At 61.0% G+C, this 25,221-nt stretch carries 25 protein-coding genes and 4 tRNA genes; 17 read left to right on the forward strand and 12 right to left on the reverse strand.

Features of this window, described 5'->3' with window-relative positions; genetic code table 11:
* Positions 1-10 precede the first annotated feature (10 nt).
* The 6 genes from D0B32_RS17605 to D0B32_RS17625 all read left to right on the forward strand — a co-directional run bounded on the left by D0B32_RS17605 (position 11) and on the right by D0B32_RS17625 (position 6,599).
* Positions 11-466 carry a HigA family addiction module antitoxin gene (locus tag D0B32_RS17605; RefSeq protein ID WP_117335283.1) on the forward strand — a complete coding sequence of 152 codons (456 nt, stop codon included), beginning with the start codon at positions 11-13 and terminating at the stop codon, positions 464-466.
* Between the two features lie 101 nt (positions 467-567).
* The gene (locus D0B32_RS17610) at positions 568-1,584 is read left to right on the forward strand and encodes a class 1 fructose-bisphosphatase (protein ID WP_117335285.1); all 1,017 of its coding nucleotides are present in this window, start codon (positions 568-570) and stop codon (positions 1,582-1,584) included.
* Positions 1,585-1,638: 54 nt separating this feature from the next.
* Positions 1,639-1,714, forward strand: a tRNA-Thr gene (locus D0B32_RS17615).
* Positions 1,715-2,202: 488 nt separating this feature from the next.
* On the forward strand, positions 2,203-4,896 hold the full coding sequence (locus tag D0B32_RS17620; protein ID WP_117335287.1) for an excinuclease ABC subunit UvrA: 2,694 nt from the start codon (positions 2,203-2,205) through the stop codon (positions 4,894-4,896).
* Between the two features lie 717 nt (positions 4,897-5,613).
* A complete protein-coding gene (locus tag D0B32_RS32590; protein WP_181969835.1) occupies positions 5,614-5,763 on the forward strand; it encodes a hypothetical protein in 150 nt (49 codons plus the stop codon).
* A gap of 239 nt (positions 5,764-6,002) precedes the next feature.
* Positions 6,003-6,599, forward strand: coding sequence for a chorismate mutase (locus tag D0B32_RS17625; protein WP_117335289.1), 597 nt, complete (start codon positions 6,003-6,005; stop codon positions 6,597-6,599).
* On the opposite strand, the gene D0B32_RS17630 is transcribed toward D0B32_RS17625, so the two are convergent.
* Together D0B32_RS17630 and D0B32_RS17635 are read right to left on the reverse strand one after the other, a co-directional pair.
* Positions 6,518-7,768, reverse strand: coding sequence for an exonuclease domain-containing protein (locus D0B32_RS17630; RefSeq protein WP_117335291.1), 1,251 nt, complete (start codon positions 7,766-7,768; stop codon positions 6,518-6,520). The two genes, D0B32_RS17625 and D0B32_RS17630, sit on opposite strands and share 82 nt — an antisense overlap.
* A gap of 464 nt (positions 7,769-8,232) precedes the next feature.
* Complete coding sequence (locus tag D0B32_RS17635) at positions 8,233-8,436, reverse strand: cold-shock protein (RefSeq protein WP_117335293.1); 204 nt, start codon at positions 8,434-8,436, stop codon at positions 8,233-8,235.
* Between the two features lie 382 nt (positions 8,437-8,818).
* Between D0B32_RS17635 and D0B32_RS17640 the strand changes: the two genes are divergently transcribed.
* Together D0B32_RS17640 and D0B32_RS17645 are read left to right on the forward strand one after the other, a co-directional pair.
* Complete coding sequence (locus tag D0B32_RS17640) at positions 8,819-9,064, forward strand: hypothetical protein (protein WP_117335294.1); 246 nt, start codon at positions 8,819-8,821, stop codon at positions 9,062-9,064.
* Between the two features lie 524 nt (positions 9,065-9,588).
* Positions 9,589-10,761: a porin gene (locus tag D0B32_RS17645; protein WP_117335296.1), complete on the forward strand. Its 1,173-nt coding sequence runs from the start codon at positions 9,589-9,591 to the stop codon at positions 10,759-10,761.
* A gap of 124 nt (positions 10,762-10,885) precedes the next feature.
* On the opposite strand, the gene greB is transcribed toward D0B32_RS17645, so the two are convergent.
* Positions 10,886-11,455 carry a transcription elongation factor GreB gene (gene greB, locus D0B32_RS17650; RefSeq protein WP_117335298.1) on the reverse strand — a complete coding sequence of 190 codons (570 nt, stop codon included), beginning with the start codon at positions 11,453-11,455 and terminating at the stop codon, positions 10,886-10,888.
* Positions 11,456-11,575: 120 nt separating this feature from the next.
* Here greB and D0B32_RS17655 point away from each other — a divergent pair.
* Positions 11,576-11,652 (forward strand) — tRNA-Arg (locus D0B32_RS17655).
* A 96-nt stretch (positions 11,653-11,748) separates the two neighbouring features.
* A tRNA-Arg gene (locus D0B32_RS17660) sits at positions 11,749-11,825 on the forward strand.
* 112 nt (positions 11,826-11,937) lie between these two features.
* Here the strand turns inward: D0B32_RS17660 and D0B32_RS17665 are convergent.
* From D0B32_RS17665 to D0B32_RS17685, 5 genes are all read right to left on the reverse strand, one after another.
* On the reverse strand, positions 11,938-12,426 hold the full coding sequence (locus D0B32_RS17665) for a phage protein NinX family protein (RefSeq protein ID WP_117335300.1): 489 nt from the start codon (positions 12,424-12,426) through the stop codon (positions 11,938-11,940).
* Positions 12,427-12,483: 57 nt separating this feature from the next.
* Positions 12,484-14,853: a bifunctional (p)ppGpp synthetase/guanosine-3',5'-bis(diphosphate) 3'-pyrophosphohydrolase gene (locus tag D0B32_RS17670; protein WP_117335302.1), complete on the reverse strand. Its 2,370-nt coding sequence runs from the start codon at positions 14,851-14,853 to the stop codon at positions 12,484-12,486.
* Between the two features lie 117 nt (positions 14,854-14,970).
* Positions 14,971-15,174, reverse strand: coding sequence for a DNA-directed RNA polymerase subunit omega (gene rpoZ / locus D0B32_RS17675; protein WP_006025620.1), 204 nt, complete (start codon positions 15,172-15,174; stop codon positions 14,971-14,973).
* 60 nt (positions 15,175-15,234) lie between these two features.
* Positions 15,235-15,915 carry a guanylate kinase gene (gene gmk / locus D0B32_RS17680; protein ID WP_117335304.1) on the reverse strand — a complete coding sequence of 227 codons (681 nt, stop codon included), beginning with the start codon at positions 15,913-15,915 and terminating at the stop codon, positions 15,235-15,237.
* 30 nt (positions 15,916-15,945) lie between these two features.
* A complete protein-coding gene (locus D0B32_RS17685) occupies positions 15,946-16,869 on the reverse strand; it encodes a YicC/YloC family endoribonuclease (protein WP_117335306.1) in 924 nt (307 codons plus the stop codon).
* 259 nt (positions 16,870-17,128) lie between these two features.
* On the opposite strand from D0B32_RS17685, the gene rph reads away from it, so the two are divergent.
* From rph to D0B32_RS17715, 6 genes are all read left to right on the forward strand, one after another.
* Entirely contained in the window at positions 17,129-17,881 is a 753-nt protein-coding gene (rph, locus tag D0B32_RS17690) for a ribonuclease PH (protein ID WP_117335308.1), read from the forward strand.
* A 58-nt stretch (positions 17,882-17,939) separates the two neighbouring features.
* A complete protein-coding gene (rdgB, locus tag D0B32_RS17695) occupies positions 17,940-18,572 on the forward strand; it encodes an RdgB/HAM1 family non-canonical purine NTP pyrophosphatase (protein WP_117335413.1) in 633 nt (210 codons plus the stop codon).
* Positions 18,573-18,577: 5 nt separating this feature from the next.
* Positions 18,578-19,795 carry a radical SAM family heme chaperone HemW gene (gene hemW, locus D0B32_RS17700; RefSeq protein WP_117335415.1) on the forward strand — a complete coding sequence of 406 codons (1,218 nt, stop codon included), beginning with the start codon at positions 18,578-18,580 and terminating at the stop codon, positions 19,793-19,795.
* A 52-nt stretch (positions 19,796-19,847) separates the two neighbouring features.
* A tRNA-Ser gene (locus D0B32_RS17705) sits at positions 19,848-19,937 on the forward strand.
* Between the two features lie 99 nt (positions 19,938-20,036).
* A complete protein-coding gene (locus D0B32_RS17710) occupies positions 20,037-20,489 on the forward strand; it encodes a hypothetical protein (protein WP_117335310.1) in 453 nt (150 codons plus the stop codon).
* A gap of 312 nt (positions 20,490-20,801) precedes the next feature.
* Entirely contained in the window at positions 20,802-22,232 is a 1,431-nt protein-coding gene (locus D0B32_RS17715; RefSeq protein WP_117335312.1) for an MFS transporter, read from the forward strand.
* Between the two features lie 289 nt (positions 22,233-22,521).
* Here the strand turns inward: D0B32_RS17715 and D0B32_RS17720 are convergent, their stop codons facing one another.
* On the reverse strand, positions 22,522-22,752 hold the full coding sequence (locus tag D0B32_RS17720; protein ID WP_117335417.1) for a hypothetical protein: 231 nt from the start codon (positions 22,750-22,752) through the stop codon (positions 22,522-22,524).
* 342 nt (positions 22,753-23,094) lie between these two features.
* Here D0B32_RS17720 and D0B32_RS32595 point away from each other — a divergent pair, with 342 nt between their 5' ends.
* Positions 23,095-23,265, forward strand: coding sequence for a hypothetical protein (locus D0B32_RS32595; RefSeq protein ID WP_181969836.1), 171 nt, complete (start codon positions 23,095-23,097; stop codon positions 23,263-23,265).
* Between the two features lie 366 nt (positions 23,266-23,631).
* On the opposite strand, the gene D0B32_RS17725 is transcribed toward D0B32_RS32595, so the two are convergent.
* From D0B32_RS17725 to D0B32_RS17735, 3 genes are all read right to left on the reverse strand, one after another.
* Entirely contained in the window at positions 23,632-24,153 is a 522-nt protein-coding gene (locus tag D0B32_RS17725; protein ID WP_117335314.1) for a YMGG-like glycine zipper-containing protein, read from the reverse strand.
* Positions 24,154-24,178: 25 nt separating this feature from the next.
* On the reverse strand, positions 24,179-24,571 hold the full coding sequence (locus D0B32_RS17730) for a hypothetical protein (protein WP_117335419.1): 393 nt from the start codon (positions 24,569-24,571) through the stop codon (positions 24,179-24,181).
* Between the two features lie 440 nt (positions 24,572-25,011).
* Positions 25,012-25,221: a hypothetical protein gene (locus D0B32_RS17735; RefSeq protein ID WP_117335316.1), complete on the reverse strand. Its 210-nt coding sequence runs from the start codon at positions 25,219-25,221 to the stop codon at positions 25,012-25,014.

Consider the following 25,221-nt stretch of genomic DNA (forward strand, 5'->3'; position numbering starts at 1 on the left):
GGAGACCGCAATGGTCATCACACGCGCCGAACTGGACAACACCGACTTTTCGGACCTCGAGACCGGGGAGCCGATCGCGCCACTGCATCCCGGCGAGATCCTGCGCTCTGAGTTCCTCGACCCGCTGGGTATGTCAGTCAATGCGCTCGCCAAAGCCCTGCGCGTGCCCGCACCACGCATCAACGATGTCGTGCTGGGCAGGCGCGCCATCTCGGCGGACACCGCCCTGCGTCTCGCGCGCTACTTCAGCGTGAGCGCGCAGTTCTGGCTGAATCTGCAAATCGACTTTGATCTGCGCGTTGCCCGCGAGGCCGATGGCGCGCAGATCGAGAGCGAAATCGAACCGCTGCCCAAGGCGCAACGGCCTAAATTGCCCAAGGCATTGAGCGGCCAGAGCCGCGGCGCGGTGCTGGCCGCAAGCGTCGCCGGCAACGCTGCGGCGGCCAGACTGCGGCGCAAGGACTAAGCTCGGACATCGACTCCGTCCGGCTTGTGTCTCAAAAGCACGGGACCGACACATCCTGCGGGTAAAATCGAGACATTCCTTCGCCTTATCGGAGTATCGCAATGGCATTGCACCGTCGTACCACTCTCACGAAGTACCTGATCGAGCAGCAGCGCGAGACCAACAATCTGCCGGCCGACCTGCGCCTCCTGATCGAAGTCGTTGCGCGCGCGTGCAAGGCGATCAGCTACCACGTCAGCAAAGGCGCACTGGGCGATGCGCTCGGCACCGCAGGCAGCGAGAACGTGCAGGGCGAAGTACAGAAGAAGCTCGACATTCTCTCCAACGACATTCTGCTCGAAGCCAACGAATGGGGCGGCAACCTGGCCGGCATGGCGTCCGAAGAAATGGAGAAGTTCTCGCCGATCCCCGCCAATTATCCGAAGGGCGAATATCTGCTGGTATTCGATCCGCTGGACGGCTCGTCGAATATCGACGTGAACGTTTCTATCGGCACGATCTTCTCGGTGCTGCGATGCCCCGACGGTCAGCAGCCTACCGAACAGTCGTTCCTGCAACCCGGCACACAGCAGGTTGCCGCCGGCTACGCCGTGTACGGTCCGCAGACTGTGCTCGTGCTGACCACCGGCAACGGGGTGAACTGCTTTACGCTCGATCGCGAACTGGGCTCGTGGGTGCTCACGCAAAGTGATATGCGCATTCCGGTGGAAACGCGTGAGTTCGCGATTAACGCGTCGAACGAGCGCCACTGGTTCCCGCCTGTGCAGCAGTACATTAGCGAACTCAAGGCAGGCAAGGACGGCTCACGCCAGGAAGATTTCAACATGCGCTGGGTCGCGTCGATGGTGGCCGATGTGCATCGCATTTTGAACCGCGGCGGCATCTTCATGTATCCCGCGGACGCACGCACGCCCGACAAGCCAGGCAAGCTGCGTCTCATGTACGAAGCCAATCCGATGGCGTTCATCGTCGAGCAGGCAGGCGGCGCCGCGACCAACGGCGAGAAGCGCATTCTGGATATCGTGCCGAAGAGCCTGCATGAACGCGTGGCCGTGTTCCTCGGTTCGAAAAACGAAGTGGACCGCGTAACCCGATACCACCTCGAAAAGAAAAGTTGAGGCAGGGGCTTGCCAAAGCGATAAAGAAGTCCATATAATCTCGTTTCTCCTGATGCCGGAATAGCTCAGACGGTAGAGCAGCGCATTCGTAATGCGAAGGTCGGGGGTTCGATTCCTCTTTCCGGCACCAACAGATTCAAGCACTTAGCCCAGTCATCGCGACTGGGCTTTTTGCTTTTCTGGCCGCGATATGTCCTGGCGCTGGTCTAGAATCCCGTGCCGCACTGGTACGAAAACTGCTGTTCTCACGATCTCTATCTCACGGAGCAAATCAATGAAAAAATTCGCCCTGGCCATCGTCGCTGCTTTCACAGCGCTGTCCACGGTTCCGGCATTCGCCGATTACGACCATGATCATCATCGGCATTGCCATTGGGTTTGGCATCACCACCATCGCGTGCACGAGTGCCGTTAATGCTGCCTATGCTGTCGAAGCACCGGATGCTTGAACGAGCAACCACCGGCAAATTGAGCTTCGATTTCGCTTCGCAGCAGTAACACTGCTCCGGCATTGAACCCAGTCTCTGAGACTGGGTTTTTCGTTTCTGGGCGTCGCTCGACGTTCAATCGCTGTCGCTGTGACAATCTGAACACCTTCGACAAGTTCGCCCCGCTGATATGACCGCTCCCAGCAAACCATCGCCGCTCGTTTCGCATCCCACCTCACCAGGCACGGACACCGTTGCGCACTCCAGCGGCTTCGTTCGGGTACGCGGCGCGCGCGAGCACAATCTGAAGAACGTCGACGTGGAGATTCCACGCGATGCGCTCGTCGTGTTCACCGGTGTATCCGGTTCGGGCAAATCCTCGCTGGCGTTCGGCACGCTGTACGCGGAGGCGCAGCGGCGGTATTTCGAATCGGTCGCGCCTTACGCGCGGCGCTTGATCGAGCAGGTGGGCGTGCCGGAGGTCGACTCCATCGAAGGACTGCCACCTGCGGTCGCCTTGCAGCAGCAGCGCGGTGCGCCCAGTGCGCGCTCCTCGGTGGGCAGCGTCACGACGCTGTCGAGCCTCGTGCGCATGCTTTACTCGCGTACCGGCAACTATCCGCCGAAGCAGCCCATGCTGTACGCGGAAGACTTCTCGCCTAACACCGTGCAGGGCGCCTGTCCCGTCTGTCATGGACTCGGGCGCGTGTACGAGGTGACCGAGAAATCAATGGTGCCCGACGACTCGCTCACCATCCGTGAACGGGCGATTGCCGCGTGGCCGCCGGCATGGCACGGCCAGAATCTGCGCGACATTCTCGTCACCCTCGGTTACGACGTGGATACGCCGTGGCGCGACTTGCCCCGCAAGGATCGCGACTGGATCCTGTTCACCGACGAGCAACCCACGGTGCCGGTCTATGCCGGCCTCACGCCAAAGGAGACGCGCGCGGCGCTCAAGCGCAAGCTCGAACCGAGCTACCAGGGCACGTTCACCGGCGCGCGCCGTTACGTGTTGCATACCTTTGCCAACACACAAAGTGCGCTGATGAAAAAGCGCGTCTCGCAGTACATGATCAGCAGCGAATGTCCGTCGTGTCACGGCAAGCGTCTCAAGAAAGAGGCACTCTCTGTGACGTTCGCCGGTCTCGACATTGGTGAGCTGTCGCAACTGCCACTCGCGCGTCTGGCCGCCCTGCTCGAGCCCATTGCGCGCGGCGAGTGGGCCGATGCTGGCTCGACGACACCAAGCCGTGCGCTTGGGAAACAGACACGGCTAGACGCCACCGCGCGCCGCATCGCGGCAGGCGGCGCGTCGCACCAGGCCGCGCCGGATGTTCGGCGCACGCCGAATCTGTCCGAAGAAAAACGCGTCGCCGCCCAGCGGATCGCCGCGGAATTGCTGGAGCGCCTGTCCACGCTAGTCGACCTGGGCCTGGGCTATCTCGCACTGGACCGCAGCACGCCGACGCTCTCCTCCGGTGAACTGCAACGTCTGCGTCTTGCGACGCAGTTGTCGTCGCAACTTTTCGGCGTGGTGTATGTACTCGACGAACCATCGGCAGGTTTGCATCCCGCAGATGGGGAAGCGCTCTTCACTGCCCTGCAACGACTCAAAGCCGCGGGGAATTCCCTCTTCGTGGTGGAGCACGATCTGCAGATGATGCGGCGCGCCGACTGGCTGGTCGACGTTGGTCCCGCCGCCGGCGAAGCAGGCGGTCATGTGATCTACAGCGGACCGCCCGCGGGCCTCGCCGCAGTCGAAGCCTCGCAGACCCGTCATCATCTGTTCTCAGCCAGTATGCCGCGCGCCCACACGGCGCGCGAGCCGGCCGGATGGCTAAGGCTTGCGAACGTGAGCCGCAATAACCTGCACCGCCTCGAGGTGGCGTTTCCGCTCGGCTGCTTCACGACGGTGACCGGCGTCTCGGGTTCGGGCAAATCGAGTCTCGTCAGTCAGGCGCTGCCGGAACTGGTGGCAGAGCGGCTCGGACGAGTGATCGAAACCGCGGACGACGACGAAACCGATCCGCTGCTGGCGGCGGCCGAGGTGCCGGCCAGCGGTGAAATCGTCGAAGGGATGGAGGCGTTGCGCAGGCTCGTGCGCGTGGACCAGAAGCCCATCGGCCGCACACCGCGCTCCAATCTCGCGACCTACACCGGACTCTTCGATCACGTCCGCAAGCTGTTTGCCGATACGCCGGCCGCGCGCAAGCGTCGCTACAGCGCTGGGCGCTTTTCCTTCAACGTCGCTCAAGGGCGCTGTCCGACGTGCGAGGGCGAAGGCTTCGTCAGCGTCGAACTGCTGTTCATGCCAAGCGTCTATGCGCCCTGCTCGACCTGCCACGGTACGCGTTACAACCCGCAGACACTCGAAATCAAATGGCACGAGAAAAACATTGCCGACGTGCTCGCGCTGACCGTCGACGCCGCGTGTGATTTCTTCGTCGGCGAAGCACACATCATGCGGGCATTGACTGTGTTGCGCGAGATCGGACTCGGCTATCTGCGACTGGGTCAGCCGGCCACTGAACTCTCCGGCGGCGAAGCTCAACGCATCAAACTCGCCACCGAATTGCAGCGCGCGCAACGCGGCGACACGCTGTACATCCTCGATGAACCGACCACCGGCTTGCACCCCGCTGACGTGGACCGTCTGATGGTCCAGTTGCAGGGACTCGTGGACGCCGGCAACACGGTGGTGGTCGTCGAGCACGACATGCGCGTCGCGGCACAAAGCGACTGGATCATCGACGTCGGACCCGGTGCGGGCGACGCAGGTGGACAGATCGTGGTGTGCGGCACGCCGGCTGAGGTTGCGCGCGCGGAGCATAGTCGCACGGCTGGCTATCTGCGGGACACGGTAGCTGCTGACCAGCGGTGATGATGTCGGCTGTCAACGACGCCGCCATCAACGCCTCCTGCTACGCCTGACCTCACATTTCGAATTGGCACTGCTTGCCTCGTATTCGCCTATTTGTCATTTGAATTGACGATTTAAATCGCCATGAATCGCGTCAACGGAATCAAGCGAGGCGTCGTTAACCAGAAAAGGGCGTGAGTTCAACGGCGTATTTCTTCGTACGAACTTTTGTCATGCATCTGGAATAGTCTGATCCCGGCACTGCGGGGAAATGCTTAAGGGTCCTGACGAGGTGTCACACGCAACACAAATAGTCCGCGCAGTTTGCGCTTTAAAAATGGGGCTTGCTTAACCGTTTTGCCAGATGGCGTCGCGCTGCAATAGAGCGCTGCAGCGCAGCAAACAGGTGTAGTGCAGCTTGCGAGCGCTGGGGAATACCCGAGGCGATGTGCGCGGCGAACTGCATATGACTGTACGAATTCGCACACTGCGCCGTCCGTTTGATGTGTTTTTGTATTGTCGTGAAACCGGCAGCGCCAGGTACAAAAACGGCCTAAAGGTTTTAGCCCGACCGTTCGTAATACAGGCAATCATTAAATTTTATTCAAAGAAGATGTCGGGACGAAGCCTTGTGCCGTTAAAGCAACAATTCGGGATTGAAAAACAGTTTTATCGCTTTGCAGCACTAGTGCAAAACAGGGACCGAGGCAGATAATCGGTTCGTACAGGAGAACTATCATGGATGCCAAACCGCCCAAGATTCCGACCCCGGATAAAGTTGCCAGCCCGGATCCGGAACCCGCTGGCGTTGAGTTCCTGGGCGCCGAACTGCCTGAGCATGTTCGCGCGTTCTTTGACGAACAACGCAAGTCGTGCGATCCGAAGTAACTGCGAATTGCCGCGCTGCAATATACCGATCATGGGCAATGCCATCGGTCGGTTCGGGGTTGCGTGCGGACAACGTGACGTATCGCGCGTCGCATTAGCTTGATCGCGTTCGCGCTGGATTTTCGTCCAGCGCGGTAGGGTGTGCGCGCGCAGTGCATGTGCAATTTGCGCGGCTGCCAGCGATCACTTCGATTAATCTTCAGGTCTTTCCGTTTCGACCGTTCCGGTCACGTTCCCACATGAACCGTCCGTTTCGCAATGGCGTGTGCCGCGTCATGGCACTGAGTGCAGCTTTGGCGATGGTGTCCGCGCCCGCTCGGGCAGATAGCGATAACACCGCACTCACGAATCTGATCTCGCTGGTCTCGCAACGCCTTGCGCTCGCCGAGCCAGTCGCACGCTGGAAGTGGGCCAACCATCAGCCGATTACCGATGCACCACGTGAAGCCGCGTTGCTCGCCGACGTCGAAAAGCGCGCCGCCGCGGCGCAACTCGATCTGGCGTTCGCACGCGCGTTCTTCCAGGACCAGATTGATGCGAGCAAGGAGATTCAGAACGCTCTGTTCGCCACGTGGCGCAGCACACGCGCGCCTGAGGGAGCCGCGCCGGATCTCGCCACCAGCACCCGCCCTCAACTGGATCAGTTGACGAAGTCGATGATCACCGGGCTCGTCGGCGTGCAGGGCTTGCGCACGGCAGCGGATTGTCCGTCACAGGTGGCGCAGGGAATCGCCAACTGGAAGACGCTGACGCGCTACGACTCGGCGCGCTCAGCGGCGCTCACCAGGGCGCTCGGACATGTATGCGAATCTGGCGGCGTGGGCGCGACCGGCTGAGCACTGCGTTCAGACTCTACCGGGAGCGCTGTCGGAGCGAGCGGTGTTGAAACGCCGAGCGGCATGACGCGCAGCCCGCGCGCAAGATGCCCCTGCAAAATGCGGTAAGTCGACAGTTCGAACGCGGCCCCCACGTTCGCGGCCGGCAAGCCTGCCGCTTCCTCCAGCGTGGGCGTGTGGCCAAGGTACCGCCAGCGATCCACGACGTGGAACGCGCGCGCCTGCAACTCCGCGTCACGCTCCTCAAAGACGATGGGCCCGTTGAACGGCCAGGGTGCGTCCACCGGATCGCCCTTCGCGACACGCTGCTGCCGGTTGTGCGCCGGACGCAGCGTGGCGATCCATTGCGCTTCGGCCAGCATCGCGCCCAGCTCACCGCCCGTGGCGCGCCATTCGACCCGCCGTACCTGCTGGGCGAGCCGCAAATCTTTCGACGACCGACGCTCGCCAGTCAAATGCGAGCGCAACCGCTGCCGGAGCCGCACGCTGCGTCCGACGAAGAGCGGCGCGTCCGCTTCTCCATAGAAGGCATACACGCCGCAACCCGCCGGAGCGGTATCGAGCAGGTCCTCGGTGATATCGCCGCCGAGGTGATAGCGCCGCAGCGTACGTTCGATCTGCATGCGCAGCGCTTCGACCGGCACGAGACCGTGCAGGCGCTGCCAGAACTGCCACAGCAGATCGGCATCGGCTAGCGCGCGGTGCCGGTCGGAGGGCACCAATGCGTGTCGCTCGACCAGCGCGTCGAGCCCATGACGTTTTTCCGCCGGAAACAGCGCACGCGACAGCCGCACCGTGCACAGCACGTCCGGATTGAACGCGAATCCCGCGCGACGGAATTCACTGCGCAGAAAGCCGCGGTCGAAACTGGCGTTGTGGGCGACGAACAGCTTGCCGTTCAGCCGCTCGAAAAGCGCCGGCGCGATCGCGCTGAAGGTGGGCGCGCCGCGCACCATCGCGTCCGTGATGCCGGTGAGTTGCTGAATGAATGGCGGGATGGACTGCTGCGGATCGACCAGGGTGCTCCAGCGGGAAACCCCGCCCGGCCCAATTTCGACCACGCCGACTTCCGTAATCCGATGCTCGCCTGTCGAACCGCCTGTCGTTTCAAGATCGACGAAGACGATGGGCGTGTCGATCGCGGGGGTGTGTAAAAGCTGTTCGGGCATGAGGAAAGATACGGTTGGGATGTCAGGCTTTGTCCGGCAACGGCCAGCTTGCCGCAAGTATGCACCACTCGGCCCGGCGTGCTGCGTTTGGCGGCACCGCTTTTTCTGGCTGATGGGTGCCGCGCGACCAGTGACAGACGTGTCTGAGGTGGTCACTCTTCGCTCTCTGCCGGGAATGGCTCATGGCTCGGCAGCGCCGTTCGTTAAATGTGAAGTCCGGTTGACTGAAAGTATTGCGGCGGCGTATTAGCCCGCTAGGGGTCGGTCTCAGACTACTGTCTGTTTGATGGCTTAATTCCCGTTCATTGTCGTGCGTTTTCTTTTTCGTTACGCGTTAGTGCGCACGATGATCGGGCCATCGTTTGTTTTTGAAATACGATAAAAAACAGGCAATAAAAAACCCTCGCTAATGCGAGGGTTTTTTAGCCGCAGCTTTCTCGTCAACGGTGACCGAGGGCATGCCTTTACATCGGCTGGATGTTCGCCGCCTGCTTGCCCTTCGGACCCGTCTTGACTTCGAAGGATACGCGCTGGTTTTCCTTCAGCGACTTGAATCCTTCCGCGCGAATCTCGGAGAAGTGGGCGAACAGATCGTCGCCGCCGGAGTCTGCCGTGATGAAGCCAAAGCCCTTAGCATCGTTGAACCATTTGACGATACCGGTTTCCATATACCTGTTTCCTTCAAGATTTTAATAAAAACGGGCAATGCCCTTACGCCGATCGACTCCACCTCGTTAAAGCCAGTCGTTATAAATCCGGCTTTGCCGTTATACGAGGAAGGAACAGCAGGCGTCAAGAAGATTTTAAGAACGACGCGAATGGTTTAAGGAACATGGTGAAGCACTCTGTCCGTGTCATTTGATTGAACGTTTTAAGTAACAACAGAACACGCTTTAAGTCATTTTTACGGCCACTTAATCAGTTCTTAAACTCGCAGGCAATTTTTGCGCGATTTGTAACAAAACTTGTCAATCGTAAGTGTTTGTCCGAGTTGTTCCGGTAGGGGCCCCCGCTCATGATGGAACACAGCAGTTCGCATTGGAGGCTGTCATGCATATGAACGCAATCCGTCGCATCGTCACTCGAGTCGCGCAATTGCGGCACAGGGCGCCCGCCGCCCAAACAACCCAGACGGCGCCTTCGTCATCGCTGTTCGATTTCGATCCCATGTGGCACGGCGATCATTGGCAAAACCTGCTGTCCTCGCCAATGGATGCGCGTCACTACGTCATGGAAGACTGGAGCGTGTCCGTGGGCACCGAATTCGAGCCAGCCCTCGCGGCACAGGCCCGCTAGAACCCGCTTCCGAAAAGCTGGGCAAAAAAAAGCGCGACTGGGAAGTCGCGCCGACAAAGGTTTGGAGATCTTTTTCGTCAACGAAAAAGTCTGCTTCGAAAAGCAGAGCTTGAAGTATAGGGGTTGGGCGTCGGCAGATTGAGGGCCGAACCATCAATCATCTATTGCACTTGCGGCAACAATCGAAAATTTCATTATTGTCTCGTTGTTTTTACACGTCATTTGATGTAGCAATTGAACAACGCACGACAGTTGACACCGCCCTCCCCCCGTACGCACCCCCTCGGAATGCCTTAACCAGTAAGGCTTCCGCCAGCTTTCCTCATCATTGCGCCTGACGTAATACTTTATTGCGTAAATCGGAATGCCCGCTGGTCAACCGCGTCCCTACACTCTGCCTGTCCGGAAACAAGCGCGCTGGCTTGCCGCGCGTTTCACGCAGTTCTTCGCCTCTCGCAGCGTACGCGTGACGTTTCCCTGAAGCCTGGGTTTCCAAAGCCCATCCTGTTCTCGGAGTTACAAAGATGAAAAAGACACTCATGGTCGCGGCCCTGACGGGCGTTTTTGCAACTGCAGCTCATGCACAAAGCAGCGTCACGCTGTACGGCCTGATCGATGCAGGCATCACCTACACGAACAATCAACACGGTCACTCGAACTGGCAAGAAACGGACGGCGCGGTCAACACCAGCCGTTGGGGCCTGCGTGGTTCGGAAGATCTGGGCGGCGGTCTGAAGGCAATCTTCGTCTTGGAAAACGGCTTCAACATCACGAGCGGTGCGCTGCGTCAGAACAGCCGTCTGTTCGGCCGTCAAGCATTCGTGGGCCTCGCGAGCGACCAGTTCGGCGCCGTGACCCTCGGCCGTCAATATGACAGCGTGGTGGACTACCTCGGCCCGCAAGCGCTGACCGGCACGCAATACGGTGGTACGTTCTTCGCCCACCCGTACGACAACGACAACCTGAACAACTCGTTCCGCGTTGACAACTCGATCAAGTACCAAAGCGCAAACTACGGCGGCTTCAAGTTCGGCGGCCTGTATGGCTTCTCGAACGCAGCTGGCGAGTTCTCGACGAACCGTGCTTACAGCCTTGGCGCATCGTATAACTACGGTGGCTTGAACGTTTCGGCTGCTTACCTGCAACTGAACAACAGCATCGGCGCGATCACCGCAGGCGAAAACCCGGTGAACACGATCACCAACGGCGCAGGCGGTGCAGTTGGCAGCGACAACTCGCTGGTGGCAGGTCGTCAACGTACGTTCGGCGGCGCGATCAGCTACGCGTTCGGCCCGGCAACGGCTGGCTTCGTGTACACGCAAAGCAACCTGAACAACTTCGTCGGCATCAGCCCGTCGTCGTCGGGTACGACCAACGGTATCCTGTTCCCGAACGTGTCGAGCGGTCACTTCCAGAACTTTGAAGTGAACGGCCGTTACCAACTGACGCCGGCACTGAGCGTTGCTGCTGCATACACGTTCACGCAGTCGAGCATCGAAGGCAACAACCCGAAGTGGAACCAGTTCAACCTGCAAACCTCGTACGCTCTGTCGAAGCGCACGGACGTGTACCTGCAAGGCGAATATCAGCACGTGATTCAGGACAACTCGGGTCTGAATGCTGACATCAACGCATTGGCTTCGTCGAACAACAACAATCAAGTCGCTGTGACGGCGGGCCTGCGTCACCGCTTCTAAGCATCACGCTGTAAAAGCAGTCATGAAAGGCGCCGCTTGCGGCGCCTTTTTTTCGTCTTGAGAAAGAAGGTGGCCGCGCAAGGCGGCCACGCGCAGTGCACGAGCCGTGTGCTAACGCGAGCCTCTACGCGTCGCTCTCTGGCGCCGGATAGCGCACGTCGACAATGTCGATGGGTTCAGGACCCGCCGGCGTGTGCAGGATCACCTGATCGCCAATTCTCGCCTTCACCAGCGCGCGTGCAATCGGCGAAATCCAGCTCACCCGTCCGTGATCGAGATCGACCTCGTCGACACCGACAATCGTCACCGTGCGAACGTCGCCGTCCTCACCAGCATAGTCGACGCTCGCACCGAAAAACACCTGGTCGACGTTCTCCTGCTTGCTGCTGTCCACCACCTCGGCCAGATCGAGCCGCTTGGTCAGAAAGCGGATACGCCGGTCGATTTCACGCAGACGCCGCTTGCCGTAGATGTAGTCACCATTTTCAGAACGGTCGCCGTTCGACGCCGCCCACGAGACCAGCTTGACGACTTCAGGACGCGCCACATCGATGAGATGGAGTAACTCATCGCGCAACCGGCGATAGCCCGCGGGCGTAATGTAGTTTTTTGCGCCTGCCGGGATGGCGGGCTGAGCAGCGTCGAGATCGTCATCACTCTCGTCGCTCGATTCTTTGACAAAGGCCTTGTTCATGATCGTCCATAGACTGCAGGGAAACCCTGCCTATCAAGGGTACACGATCAGGGCAATGGGACAAATCGCAGTTTCACTCTTCCCTTTTTTGTCAGCTTTGCTATAATCCCGTTTCTGCGTGCGGCTGTAGCTCAGTTGGATAGAGTACTTGGCTACGAACCAAGGGGTCGTGGGTTCGAATCCTGCCAGCCGCACCACTTATTTCGAGGGCCTCCCTCCGGGGAGGCCCTTTCGTTTCACCGGGTTATTCGATTGGTTTGTCCGATAACCTGCTGTTGTACCGCTTTAAGCGTGCGGCTGTAGCTCAGTTGGATAGAGTACTTGGCTACGAACCAAGGGGTCGTGGGTTCGAATCCTGCCAGCCGCACCACCTGCAAAACAAAGGGCCTTCCGCATGGAAGGCCCTTTGTTTTTGGTCTCACGAATCACGTGAGCCGCGACCCGTGACCATAACGCGTACGATCAAACGCGGCAGGCAAGCCTCAACGCGGCTGCGCCTGAATATCGCCGATCTCTCCATCGGGTTTCGGCATGTCACGCATCACAGGAGCGGCGGTCTGCTCGCCAATCGGCTCCGCCCGCAAACCCACCAGCGCCTGAGCCTGCCGCAGCAGGTCGTCCACGGTATCGCCAAAACGGCTCGTCACGAAGGCCCGCAGCAGCGCCACCCGCAGGGAGTCGCCGCGCCCTTCTACCGTCCCTTGACCACCTTCAAATTCGGCCACGCAGTGGGCCTGCTGCCGGTTGACCTGCTCCCGCACTTCGAGTCGCTGAGCCCGCTCCAGAACGACCGAGGCCGCCTCCCAGGACGACGACGGGGTGAAGCGTCCGTCCCAGGCCCGGCCACGATCGTTGCCGCGTATGGAGACGGTTTCACCGCTGTCGGTAAAGTGGATTTCGCGCACGAAGTCGTGCAGGCCGCGGGCAACCCAGTAGTCGAGTTCCATCCCGCTCAGATTCGCTACGTTCACGGCATTTCCCCTTCAATGAAGGTGAGACTGGCGCCCGCTCGCTCGAGCCCAGGACGCTCAGTAGTCCGCGCGTTCCCGGTCGATGCGCATCCCGCCGTCGTGACGGTGATGGCCTTCCTCGCTGGGCCGTTCGCGGGCAATCCGCATGACGTCCGGATTGGTGCGCACGCGGCGCATCACATTGGCAAGATGAACCCGATCGCTCACCTGGATCACAAAGCGCAGGATAGTGGATTCCTGTGACAGGTCTTCATCCATCGCGATGTGGACGATATTGGCGTCGGCGGACGTGATATCCGCAGCCACGCGGGCAAATACGCCCTTGGTATTCTTGACCAGCACCTTCACGGCCACGTCGAACAGACGGCCGGGCTGCGGCGCCCACGCCACGTCGATCCAGCGGCCGGGATCGCGCCGGTGAATGCGCTGGGCGACCCGGCAATCCGTGGTGTGAATGGCCATGCCGAGGCCAATGCCGATATAGCCCATGATGTCGTCGCCCGGAATCGGACGGCAGCAGGCCGAGAGCTGCACCGACATGCCTTCGGTGCCGGTAATGACCACCGGCGGCGCGTGCGACGTGCTGCCGGATTCGCGCGGGCTGTCGTCGTCCGCATCGTGGCCATTCATCAGCACTTCGATGCGCTTGGCCATCACCGCGGCCACGCGCCGGCCGAGGCCGATGTCCGCGAAGATTTCCTGACGGCTCTTGTTGCCGGTCCACTGCACGAGCTTTTCCCAGGCTTCTGGCGTCACGTCGGAAAGCGCCAGGTCGTACGCCTTCAACGCCTGATCCACCAGCCGCTCGCCCAGTTGAACTGACTCGTTCAGGCGCATGGTCTTCAGATAGTGGCGGATCGCGGAGCGAGCCTTGCCGCTGCGCACAAAACCGAGCCACGCCGGATTCGGCTTGGAGTACGGCGCCGTAATCACTTCGACGATATCGCCGCTCTTCAGCTCAGTGCGAAGCGGCAGCAGTTCGTTGTTGATCTTCACGGCGACGCACTGATTGCCCAGGTCGCTGTGGATCGAATAGGCAAAGTCGAGGGCTGTCGCGCCGCGCGGCAGCGCCATGATCTTCGACTTTGGCGTGAACACGTAAACCGCATCCGGGAACAGATCGATCTTCACGTGTTCGAGGAATTCGCTCGAATCGCCCGCTTCGCTCTGAATATCCAGCAGCGATTTGAGCCACTGGTGCGCGCGCTTCTGCACGTCGTTCAGGTCGGCGCCGCCGTTCTTGTACAGCCAGTGCGCCGCAACGCCCGCCTCGGCGATTTCGTGCATCTTGCGCGTGCGCACCTGAAACTCGATAGGCGCGCCGAACGGACCCACCAGCGTCGTATGCAGCGACTGGTAGCCGTTCACCTTCGGGATGGCGATGTAATCCTTGAACTTGCCCGGCACCGGCTTGTAGAGCGCATGCAGCGCGCCAATGCACGTGTAGCACTCCAGCGCGCTGTCGACGACTACGCGGAACCCGTACACGTCCAGCACCTGCGAGAACGACAACTGCTTGTCGCGCATCTTCTTGTAGATGCTGAAGATGGTTTTTTCGCGGCCGGTGACTTCCGCGTCGATCTTCGCGTCCGCAATGGCGCGCTGCACCGACTCCAGAATCTTGCCGACCACTTCGCGCCGGTTGCCGCGCGCCGCCTTGACGGCCTTTTCGAGCGTGGCGTAGCGGTGCGGATTGAAGTTCGCGAAGCTCAGGTCCTGCAGCTCGCGGTAAGTATTGTTCAGACCCAGCCGGTGCGCGATGGGCGCGTAGATATCCAGCGTTTCGCGGGCCACGCGGCGGCGCTTTTCAGGTGGCACGGCACCGAGGGTGCGCATGTTGTGCAGCCGGTCGGCCAGCTTGACCAGAATCACGCGCACGTCGCGCGCCATCGCGAGCAGCATCTTGCGGAAGTTCTCCGCCTGCGCTTCCTCGCGATTGCGGAACTCCATTTTGTCCAGCTTCGACAACCCGTCGACCAGTTCCGCGACCTTCGCGCCGAACCGCTCGGCGAGCTCGGCCTTGGTCACGCCCTGGTCTTCCATCACGTCGTGCAGCAAGGCCGCCATGATCGACTGGGCGTCGAGCTTCCAGCTGGCGCAGATTTCTGCGACTGCAACCGGGTGCGTGATGTAGGGTTCGCCGCTTTGACGGTACTGCCCGAGGTGGGCTTCGTCGCTGAAATGGAAGGCCGCCTTGACGTCCTTGATCTCTTCCGGCGAAAGGTAGCCAGACAGCGCGGCCGTCAGTTTGGCGATTGAAACGACGTCATGCCGGCGCGGCTGCTCCGGCGTGGCGGTGGGCCCGAACAGATGGCGAAACGACTGTTCGAGGACCGCGTCGATGTATTTGCGTGCTGAAGCCGGCGAGTCGCTTTCGCGAGCCTCGTGTTCCACTTCCGTGACGGGGGGCGAAGGGTTGGTGCTCATACTCGCCTCCGTGTCAGGTGAACTGCGAGGGTGAACTACGAAGTTGAACGTCGGGATCGACGCCGGCCTGCACGCGCAGGTGAATTACAAAGCAATCAAAAGCGGATGAAACGTGCCTTAGACCGGCACCTTCTTCAGCATTTCAACGCCAACCTGACCAGCCGCGATCTCGCGCAGCGCGACGACGGTGGGCTTGTCGCGGCTTTCGATCTTCGGCGTATGGCCTTGGGCGAGCTGGCGTGCGCGATAGGTTGCGGCAAGTGCCAGTTCGAAACGATTCGGGATCTGTTTGAGACAGTCTTCGACGGTAATGCGGGCCATGTTGGGTTCCTTCTCAGTATGTCGCTTATTCTACCTTATGTGCTCGTATGCCCGCCGCGATCACGCATGCGGGAGGTGGATACCGAGCTGCACAAAAAGGTCCGTGTGGCGTGCGTATTGCGAGGCGAAGCGCAGGCGCGTGGAAGCAACCAGACACTGCAGCTCCGCGAGCGCGCGATCGAAATTCTCGTTGATGACCACGAACTCCGCTTCCGCCGAGTGCGCAATCTCACTACCCGCGGCCAGCAGGCGCCGCGTGATCACGTTCGGCTCATCCTGGCCGCGCTTCTTCAAACGCTCTTCCAGCGCTTCGAGTGAAGGCGGCAGGATGAAAATCTCGACAGCATTGCGAAACTGCTTCTTCACCTGTTGCGCACCTTGCCAGTCGATTTCGAGCAGCACGTCATGGCCGCTTTTCATCTGCTCTTCGATCCACAGCCGCGAGGTCGCATAGTAGTTGCCATGCACCTCGGCGCTTTCCAGAAATTCGCCCTCGGCGTGGCGGCGCAGGAAATCGTCGACGGTCGTGAAGTGGTAATGCTCACCGTCCTGCTCCTTCGGACGCGGCGGCCGCGTCGTGTAAGAGATGGACAGGCGGATCGCCTCGTCACGCGCGAGCAGCGCGTTGACGAGCGTCGACTTGCCCGCGCCCGACGGCGCGACCACCATGAACAGGTTGCCGGGATAAGCACCGGCATAAGGATTGCGCGGTGCGCTGCTTTCGCGTGTGTGGTCAGTCATTGCAATCGTTGTCCGAAATGGGCCCGAAATTTACTCCAGATTCTGTACTTGCTCGCGCATCTGTTCGATCAGCAACTTCAAGGTCATCGACGCATCCGCCAGTTCCTTCGCCGCCGCTTTCGAGCCTAGCGTGTTCGCTTCGCGATTCAACTCCTGCATCATGAAGTCGAGGCGCTTGCCGACCTTGCCGCCCTTTTCGATCACGTGACGCGTTTCGTTCAGATGTGCCGTGAGGCGCGACAGTTCTTCCGTGATGTCGATGCGGATGCCGTACATTGTCACTTCCTGGCGAATCCGCTCCGCGATTTCCTCGCGTGAGATATTCGTCACCACCGCGTCCGGCGCAGCAATGCCGAGCGCTTCCTGCAACCGCTCGACAATCTTCTGCTGATGCCGCGTGATCAGTTCCGGCACGAGCGGCGTGATCTTCGCGACGATGGTCTCCATCTCGGTCACGTTGGCGAGCAGCATCGCCGCCAGTTGCGCGCCTTCCCGACCACGCACGTCGATCAGATCGGCAATGGCCTGCTTGCCGCATGCGAGCACCGCGTCGCGCAGCGTTTCCGCCGGCACGTTGCTCTCGGCCAGCACACCTGGCCAACGCAGGATTTCACCCGTGCGCAGACGGCCCGCTTCGGGAAACGCGCTCAGCACGGCCCGCTCCAGCAGTGCGAGTTGCGCCACGGTCTCATGATTGATCACGCCGGCACTGGCCGACTGTTCGCTACGCTGCAGATTGATACGAATATCCACCTTGCCGCGCGAGAGTTTGTTCATCAACATCTCGCGCAGTGTGGGCTCGCACACACGCACGTCTTCAGGCATACGGAAGTTCAGATCGAGAAAGCGCGAGTTCACCGTGCGCAACTCCACTGAGACGCTCACACCGCCGTTGCCTGTAGCCGCTGCGAGTTCGCGCGTGGCGCTCGCATAGCCCGTCATGCTGTAGATCATCGTATGTCTCGCGATTGAGGCCATGCCGCGAACGGGATGGCCGTTAGAGTCGAAACGCCCGGCGTGTACGAGACGCGGGGCGGGCAAACGGCATTATCCCATTTTTGGCGGCGGGCCCCGCCGTTATGGACCGGCCACGTGGACCGCCCATGCGGCCCCTGGCCAGATGGCCAGTTCGATGCGCGCACAGCGCTGCGTGAGGCGATAGGCGGTAAAATCGCGGTTTCCCTCCTGCACGCTCTCTCGCGATCCCCCAACGATGAACGACACCACCGTAGCTCCCCAACGCCGGCCCAGCGGCCGCCGCGCCGATCAACTGCGCGAAGTGCGCATTACGCGCCACTATACGAAGCATGCGGAGGGCTCGGTGCTGGTCGAATTCGGCGACACCAAGGTGATCTGCACGGCGAGCGTCGCGGAGACCGTGCCCGCGTTTTTGCGCGATCGCGGCCAGGGCTGGCTCACCGCCGAATACGGCATGCTGCCGCGCGCCACCAACACCCGTAACGATCGTGAAGCGGCACGCGGCAAGCAGACCGGCCGCACGCAGGAAATCCAGCGGCTGATCGGGCGTGCGCTGCGTTCGGTGTTCGATCTGCAGAAGCTCGGCGCGCGTACGATGAATATCGACTGCGACGTGATCCAGGCCGATGGCGGCACGCGCACGGCGAGCATCACTGGCGCTTTCGTCGCTGCACACGATGCGGTGACGAAACTGCTGGCGAGCGGCCGCATCGAAAGCTCGCCTATCACCGACTTCGTTGCGGCGATCTCAGTAGGCGTGTTCAACGGCTTGCCGGTCCTCGATCTCGACTACGACGAAGACTCGCAGTGCGATACCGATATGAACGTGGTGATGACCGGTGCCGGCGGCTTTGTCGAAATTCAAGGGACGGCAGAAGGCACGCCGTTCTCACGCGACGAGATGAATGCCCTGCTCGATCTCGCCCGCGACGGCATCAGCACACTGGTTGCAAAGCAGAAGCAGGCTCTGGAGTTGAAGGGTGAGTGAGCATCGAAACAGCGGCTCGGCGTCGGAGTCTGCCGCGAGTTCAGGCGCGGCTTCGACCGTGGCCGCAGCGTCATCGTTGGGGCAGACGCCGCTCGGCAAAGTCGTGCTGGCGTCGAACAACGCGGGCAAGCTGCGCGAGTTCGCTGCGCTGCTGGACGCGGCCGGAATCGAACTGATACCGCAGGGCGCGCTCAACGTGCCGGAAGCCGAGGAACCGTATCCCACGTTCGTCGAGAATGCGCTGACCAAGGCTCGCCATGCCGCGAAGCTGACAGGCCTGCCGGCGCTCGCCGACGATTCCGGCTTGTGCGTGCGCGCACTGCGCGGCGCGCCGGGCGTCTATTCGGCGCGCTACGCGCAGCTTGCGGGTGGTCCAAAGAGCGACGCGGCGAACAATGCCCGTCTCGTCGAGCAACTGCAGCGCGAAACGGATCGTCGTGCGTACTATTTCTGCGTCCTCGCACTCGTGCGATATGCCGACGATCCGGAGCCGCTGATAGCCGAAGGCCGCTGGCACGGGCAGATTCTCGACACGCCGCGCGGTGAGCATGGCTTTGGTTACGACCCGTACTTTTTCCTGCCCGATCTGAATGCGAGCGCGGCGGAACTCGAACCCGCAGTAAAGAACCGTAGCAGCCACCGCGCGATGGCGTTGCGGCAGTTACTGGCGCGGCTGGGAGAGGAAGCGTGATCCCGATCAAACCCGCCGGCAAAACGGGCGCCGGAGTGATCCAGGCTTTCACCGCGCCGGGCAGCATCCACCTCACATCGCTGCCGCCGCTGGCGCTGTACGTGCATTTCCCGTGGTGCGTGCGCAAGTGCCCCTACTGCGATTTCAACTCGCATGAGTGGAAAGGCGACGCGTTCCCCGAGAACGACTATCTCGGCGCACTGCGCACCGATCTCGAACTGGCGTTGCCGCTCGTCTGGGGACGTCAGGTACATACGGTGTTTATCGGCGGAGGCACACCAAGCCTGCTTTCAGCGGCCGGATTGGACCGGCTGCTGTCGGACGTGCGCGCATTGCTGCCGCTGGACGCCGACGCGGAAATCACACTCGAAGCCAACCCCGGCACATTCGAAGCGGACAAGTTCGCGCAGTTTCGCGCGAGCGGTGTGAACCGGCTCTCGGTTGGCATTCAGAGTTTCAACGAAGCGCATCTGAAGGCGCTCGGCCGCATTCACGACTCGGCGCAAGCACGCCATGCAGTCGACGTGGCGGCGACCACCTTCGACAACTTCAATCTCGATCTGATGTTCGCGTTGCCGCAGCAAACGCTCGCAGAGTGTCAGGCGGATATCGAAACGGCGTTGTCATTCGCGCCGCCGCATTTGTCGCTGTATCACCTGACGCTGGAACCGAACACGCTCTTTGCGAAATTCCCGCCAGCATTGCCGGACGACGATGCTTCCGCGGATATGCAGGACTGGATCCACGAGCGCACAACGGCTGCGGGCTACGAGCGCTACGAGGTCTCGGCTTACGCGCAACCGCAGCGGCAGAGCAAACACAACCTCAACTACTGGCGCTTTGGCGATTACCTCGGCATCGGTGCCGGGGCGCATACCAAGCTGTCGTTTCCCAATCGCATCTTGCGCCAGATGCGCTACAAGCATCCCACGACGTTTATCGAGCAGGCCAGAGCCGGCGCGCCGGTGCACGAAGAACACGAGGTGGGAACGCGCGATCTGCCGTTCGAGTTCATGCTGAACGCATTGCGGCTCGTGGAGGGGTTTCCGGTGCATCGCTTCATCGAACGTACGGGTATGTCGATGACGTCAATCGAGCCTGCGTTGCAGGAAGCGGAGCGACGCGGCTTGATCGCACGCACCCACGAAAAGATTGCGCCTACACCACTCGGACAGGCTTTTCTGAACGATCTGCAGGCGCTGTTTCTGAAAGAGCCTCAGTGATAGCAAGTCGACTTGCCGACGCGAGGGATTTTCAGGTTACAATTTAAGGCTTGGAGGTGTGGCCGAGCGGTTTAAGGCACCGGTCTTGAAAACCGGCGAAGGAGTGATCCTTCCGTGAGTTCGAATCTCACCGCCTCCGCCACCTTCCCCCCTCCCCCGCCGTAAACCCCACTCAACTTTCCCCGTAGTCCGCCGATACCCCGAATACGAGCCCACATCGAGACTCGTCCCGGAGGTACACATGAGAGTTCGTCCGCTAGTCACGCTGTTGGTCTCGCTCGCCGTTGGCGGCTCCCCGGCTTTTGCCAATGCGCTGACCATCAGCGATCCGGACGCCGTCGCGCTGTTCGGCACCAGCCAGATTTCGACCAGCCAGCAGACGGGTGGCGCGGCGACCCTGGCGGCTACCACGGCGTCGATCGGCATGGACGCCATGCGCAACGTGAGCGGGAATCTCGGTGTCAACGTCGGAGCGGGCGCGCTGAATGCGCAAGCCAACCAGATCGCGCTGCTGAGCGCATCGTCATCGGATATCAATACGCAGCAGGATGTGCACGCCGCCGGATCCATCAACGGCAGCGGCGCGGCTACGCTTGCGGGCGGCACGCTTGGCAAGGCAAGCGGAAACATCGGTGTGAATCTCGTGTCCGGCGTGGGCAACGCGCAATCCAATGCGCTCGCCGTGCATTACTAGACGCTCGTCCAGACAGCAATCCACCGCCGCTCCACTACCCGCTGCGGGACCTCGCGCCCGCTCCGATTCAAACGGGCGCTCGAAAACCTTCGCGCTGTTCCCGCCGTTCGCCTGGCCGATCCAGACGCTGTGATCCAACGGTCAGATCAGTAGCCACATCGTTCGTCACGCGTCGAAACATTCCACCGCCCTGCCCACTAGACTTGAAGTCCGACAACCTCAACGGACGGCGAACATGCGAGTCATCGAACACATCCTGTCGTGGCATCCAGATGACCAGCAGCGCCACGCATTTCACTCGCGCACCTGAGCATGCCGCGCCTCGAACACAACATTCGCGACGCACGCATCGCACGCCAGGCACTCGCCGCCACCAGCATGAGCTATACGCTGGTCTTGCTGGATGCGTCCATCGTCAACGTCGCGCTCGAGTCAATCGGCGCAACGCTGGGCGGCAGCATTGCGGGTCTGCAGTGGGTCGTGAATGCCTATACGCTCAGTTTCGCCAGCCTTCTGCTGACAGGCGGCACATTGGGCGATCGGCTCGGCGCGCGGAACGTCTACACGGCAGGTCTCGCGCTCTTTGCCTTCGCCTCGGCGCTGTGCGGTTTCGCGCCCAATCTGTTGATGCTGTGCTGCGCCCGCGCGTTGCAAGGCGTGGGCAGCGCCTTGCTGGTGCCCTGCTCGCTTTCCCTCATCAATCGCGCTTACCCCGAACCGGCCGCTCGTGCGTCGGCAATCGGTGTCTGGATGGGATGTGGCGGCATTGCAATGGCTGCCGGACCGTTGATTGGCGGCCTGCTGATTCACTGGTTCAACTGGCGCAGCATATTCTTCGTGAATATTCCGATCGTCCTGATCGGCATCGTGCTGACGCGCAGCATCACGCGCGATGGCGCCGTGCGCTCTCGCCATTTCGATGTTGCCGGCCAGGTGGCAGTCGCCATCGCGTTAGCGTCGCTGATCGCCGTCCTGATAGAAGGAGCGAGTCATGGCTGGCGCTCCACGCTCATCCAATTAGGCGCTGTCGCTAGCTTCACGTCATGGTTAGCTTTCCTGATCATTGAGAAGCGGCAGACCGAACCAATGCTGCCGTTGGGATTCTTCAAGAGCGCCGTTTTCTCCGCGTCCACGGTCGTATCGTTGACATCCGCTTTGATCTTCTATGGATTGCTATTCACGTTCAGCATTGAATATCAAACGCTGCGTGGCGAGTCTCCTCTGCGCACCGGCCTCGCATTCCTGCCACTCACCGCGATGGTCGCGCTCGGCGGTCTCTGCTCAAGCCGCGTGGTCAGGCTATGCGGCACACGCGGGTCGATGTGCGCGGCGTTCGTTTTGTATATCGCCGGCGCACTCGGCATGCTCGCCTTGGGACCCGGCGCCTCCGGCTGGCTCGCCGTTGCGCCGATGCTCGCCATCGGGCTGGCCGCCGGCATCGTATCGCCTGCGGCTACTGCGCCCGCCATGAGTACGGTGGCGTCCGAGCGCGCTGGCGTCGCCGCCGCGACGCTCAACGCCGCACGTCAGGGCGGCGCGGCCGTGGGCGTTGCCTTGTTTGGTGGCTTCATCAGCGCTCTTCATCCGTTCGAAGCAGCCATGCGGATGGCACTGATCACAGCGTCCGTAATCGCGATGTTCGCCGCGCTGGTCTGGTGGATCGCCTTGCGACATGCGCGCATCAGAAATGACGCAAAAACTAAAACGCAACGCCAGACGAACCGGCAAGTTGAACAAGCGTGACACACGCAACACAACGTAACGCACGCGCGAGAAGGCAAACCCAAACGGCAAACGCCGTGACGCGAAAGTGAAAGCGAGCGCACATCGCGCTCGCGAATACGCTTGAGCACGGCGCGTCGTCATACCGCGTAATAGCTGTAAGAGCGCGTGAAACGCAACGCACGCTGTGGATGACTACACTACGACTGCCTCTTCCGTCCCCCGGGGAGGCGTTGTGTGAATCTCCTCAGCTTCGCCCGCCAAATCCTGGCGGGCTTTTTTACGCCGCGACATGCCGACGCCGCCCGATTCACACCGCCAGCAAGGCTTGCTTTTCGCGCGCATCGGCGCAACGTCGATTCAACTCACGATGGATGGCCTGGCTGTCGAGTAGCATCGACACCTCCGCCAACCCCTGGTCGAATCGCAAGACGTATTCGATGTCCGTGTAGTCGTGGTAAGCGCCGCTATCGGCCAGCTTGCGCGCTTCGGCGATGGCGGCGTTCTGCCGCTCGCTTTTGATCAGATCTCTTATCGCCATGATTGCCGCTCCGAGGAACAGTAACTCCATCATAGCAACGGCGCAGACGCTGCAAAGTAGCGCGCAAACAACACCCGCAAATTTCTCTTTGCGCACACACCAGGAGCGCAATGGCGGCGCCTCGACCTGCATAATTCGACCCGAATCGTGCGTGCTGAAACCCGTTGCTGTAACCCGCTATGGTAAGCAACTGTAAGTCGCTCCCTGCCCCCAAAGCCGGGATACGCCAGCGCATAGGCCGTGCGGAACGAAATGCCGCGGGAATGTCCGTAACGCACCGTCACACGGGAGCCAGAACGCAATGCAGCATGGCCCCGTCCAACACGTAACAGGGAGGCAAATATGCTAAAAGTTTTAGGACTCGTTTTTGGACTGGGTACGCTCGCCGTCAGTCTCGGCGGTTGCGTGGTTGCACCTACGCCGTATGGTTACGCGCCAGCACCGGCGTATGGCTACTATGCGCCAGCCGTCAACGTGGGGGTTGGCTTCGGCGGTGGAGGCTGGCATAGATAAATACGTGCCATTGGGATTGGACCGCCTGAGCCAAGCGCAACACCCACGCTAGCCACAGGCGAAAAACAGGCACACAACAGGCAAAAAATTGCCCGCACGAAGCGGGCAAATAAAGACCTTCCACCGATGCCTCCTTGGGGGAGGCAAATTCAGTGTAGAAGGGTTTGCTCGGCAATGTGTTGCATCAATGTTTCACATCATTACCTGACGACGGAACGGCATCATCGTGCTTTAGCGCTGCGGTAAAAACGGCAACGTCATGCCGTCAAACCGGCAAGCAGCACGCCTCGCGCACTCGCCAAATGACAACGCGGCTGCCTTAACCACGGCAGCCGCGTTCACATCCACTTCCAGCAAACGAAAGAATCAATTCGCCCCAGGTGGCGGCGGGGGTGGCGCCCCCGGCGGCGGAGGCGGCGGTGCTGCAACGTAACCACTGTTGGCAGGCGCAATCGTGCGGAAGGAACCGGTTACAGGGATCCGCTCACCGGACGCGTACATGCACTGCAAGTACGCGTAGTCGTAGCTTCGTTGCGTGCCAATCGCCGAGTTTTGCGCCGTCCCTGCGCCGACCGCGCTGCCGGTCAGCAGGCCCGCTCCCGCGCCGATCGCAGCGCCACTGCCGCCGCCAATCGCAGCGCCTGCCGCCGCACCCAGCGCGGTGCCTACGACAGCGCTGCCCACCGCGTTAGTCGTCGCCGCCTGATTGGCTGCCACGCCGCCCACCTGCTGATAGGCATATTGCCGGCAGACAGCGTCGTCCGCGCGGAACTGATCGAACGTCTTGCCGGTGCCGGGCAGCGCCATCACGCTAGGAGATGTCGGCAAGACCGCGCATGCCCCGAGCAGACTCAGCGACGCAAGCACCGCATAGCTTGAATATTTCATGTCCTTCTCTTGACGAAAAACACGCTTAATTGGACGGCTCCGACGACTCTTGCGCCGGTACTGGCCGCCAGCCCGACGAGCACGACTTCACATACGGGTAGTAGGTCTTGCTGTCCTCGCAGTAGTACCAGGTGTTGCCGTTTTGCTGCGCGGCAGCGGGACCCTGCACCGGCGCGGCCGGCTGTCCCTGTGGTTGCCCCTGCGGTTGTCCCTGCTCGACGTATTCCTGCGGACCGACCGGAACCGGTACCGGTACGGCGACCGCCGGCGCATACGGGTAGTAATACGGCGCCGGTCCCCACGGGTAGTAATACCCGCCACCGCCGATATAAACGCCCACATGAGCCGCATGTGCCACGCCACTCGCGCAAACCATCACGGCGGCGGACAATCCCAGCAAAATTTTTAGCCTTTTCACAACGATCTCCACGACGAAACGGGCGTGGAACGCGTGTTCCACGGCACAACAGAACGCTATTCCACTCTACGCCGCAATTCAATCGTTTCGACGCAGGTGATTTTTTCGGTCGGTTACACCTGCAAGCCCTCGCAACCCGCACGAGCCCGCTGTTAACGAACCTGCAGCATGCTTTATTCCCAAGCCAGCGGGTGCAGTCAAATGCAGTGGTCCATTTTGCAGGCGCCGATAACGGCACGGATAAGCATCAGCACGCTCCAAGCCATTGGCAGGCACACGAAAGCGATACCCAGATAGAGCCCGTGCGATGCGGCAGGGCGGACAGCCGCCAAAGCGTCGCAATTATATTTTTAGATTCAGCGCGCGCATACCGGTTCGGGTGTCGTGCGGGTCGTGCAGGTTGTGCAGGTTGTGCAGGTTGTGCACGAGGCGAGCGACGCCTATTGCAACGAGTCTGTCGCGGGATGCAAACGCTCGAGCAACTCACGGCCACGAAGCGTCAGTTGAAGCGTGGCGCCTTGACGGTCCCGCGGCCGCAACTCGACGAGTTCGTAGTGACGCAACGCGAGCACATCGGGATCTTTTTCTTCCAGAATCTTTCCGGTGTCGCGGATCAGCATGAGCGTCGCCAGTTCGTGAGGGCTCAACAT

Origin of the sequence: Paraburkholderia sp. DHOC27, from assembly GCF_003429005.1 — a bacterium.
Lineage (GTDB): Bacteria > Pseudomonadota > Gammaproteobacteria > Burkholderiales > Burkholderiaceae > Paraburkholderia.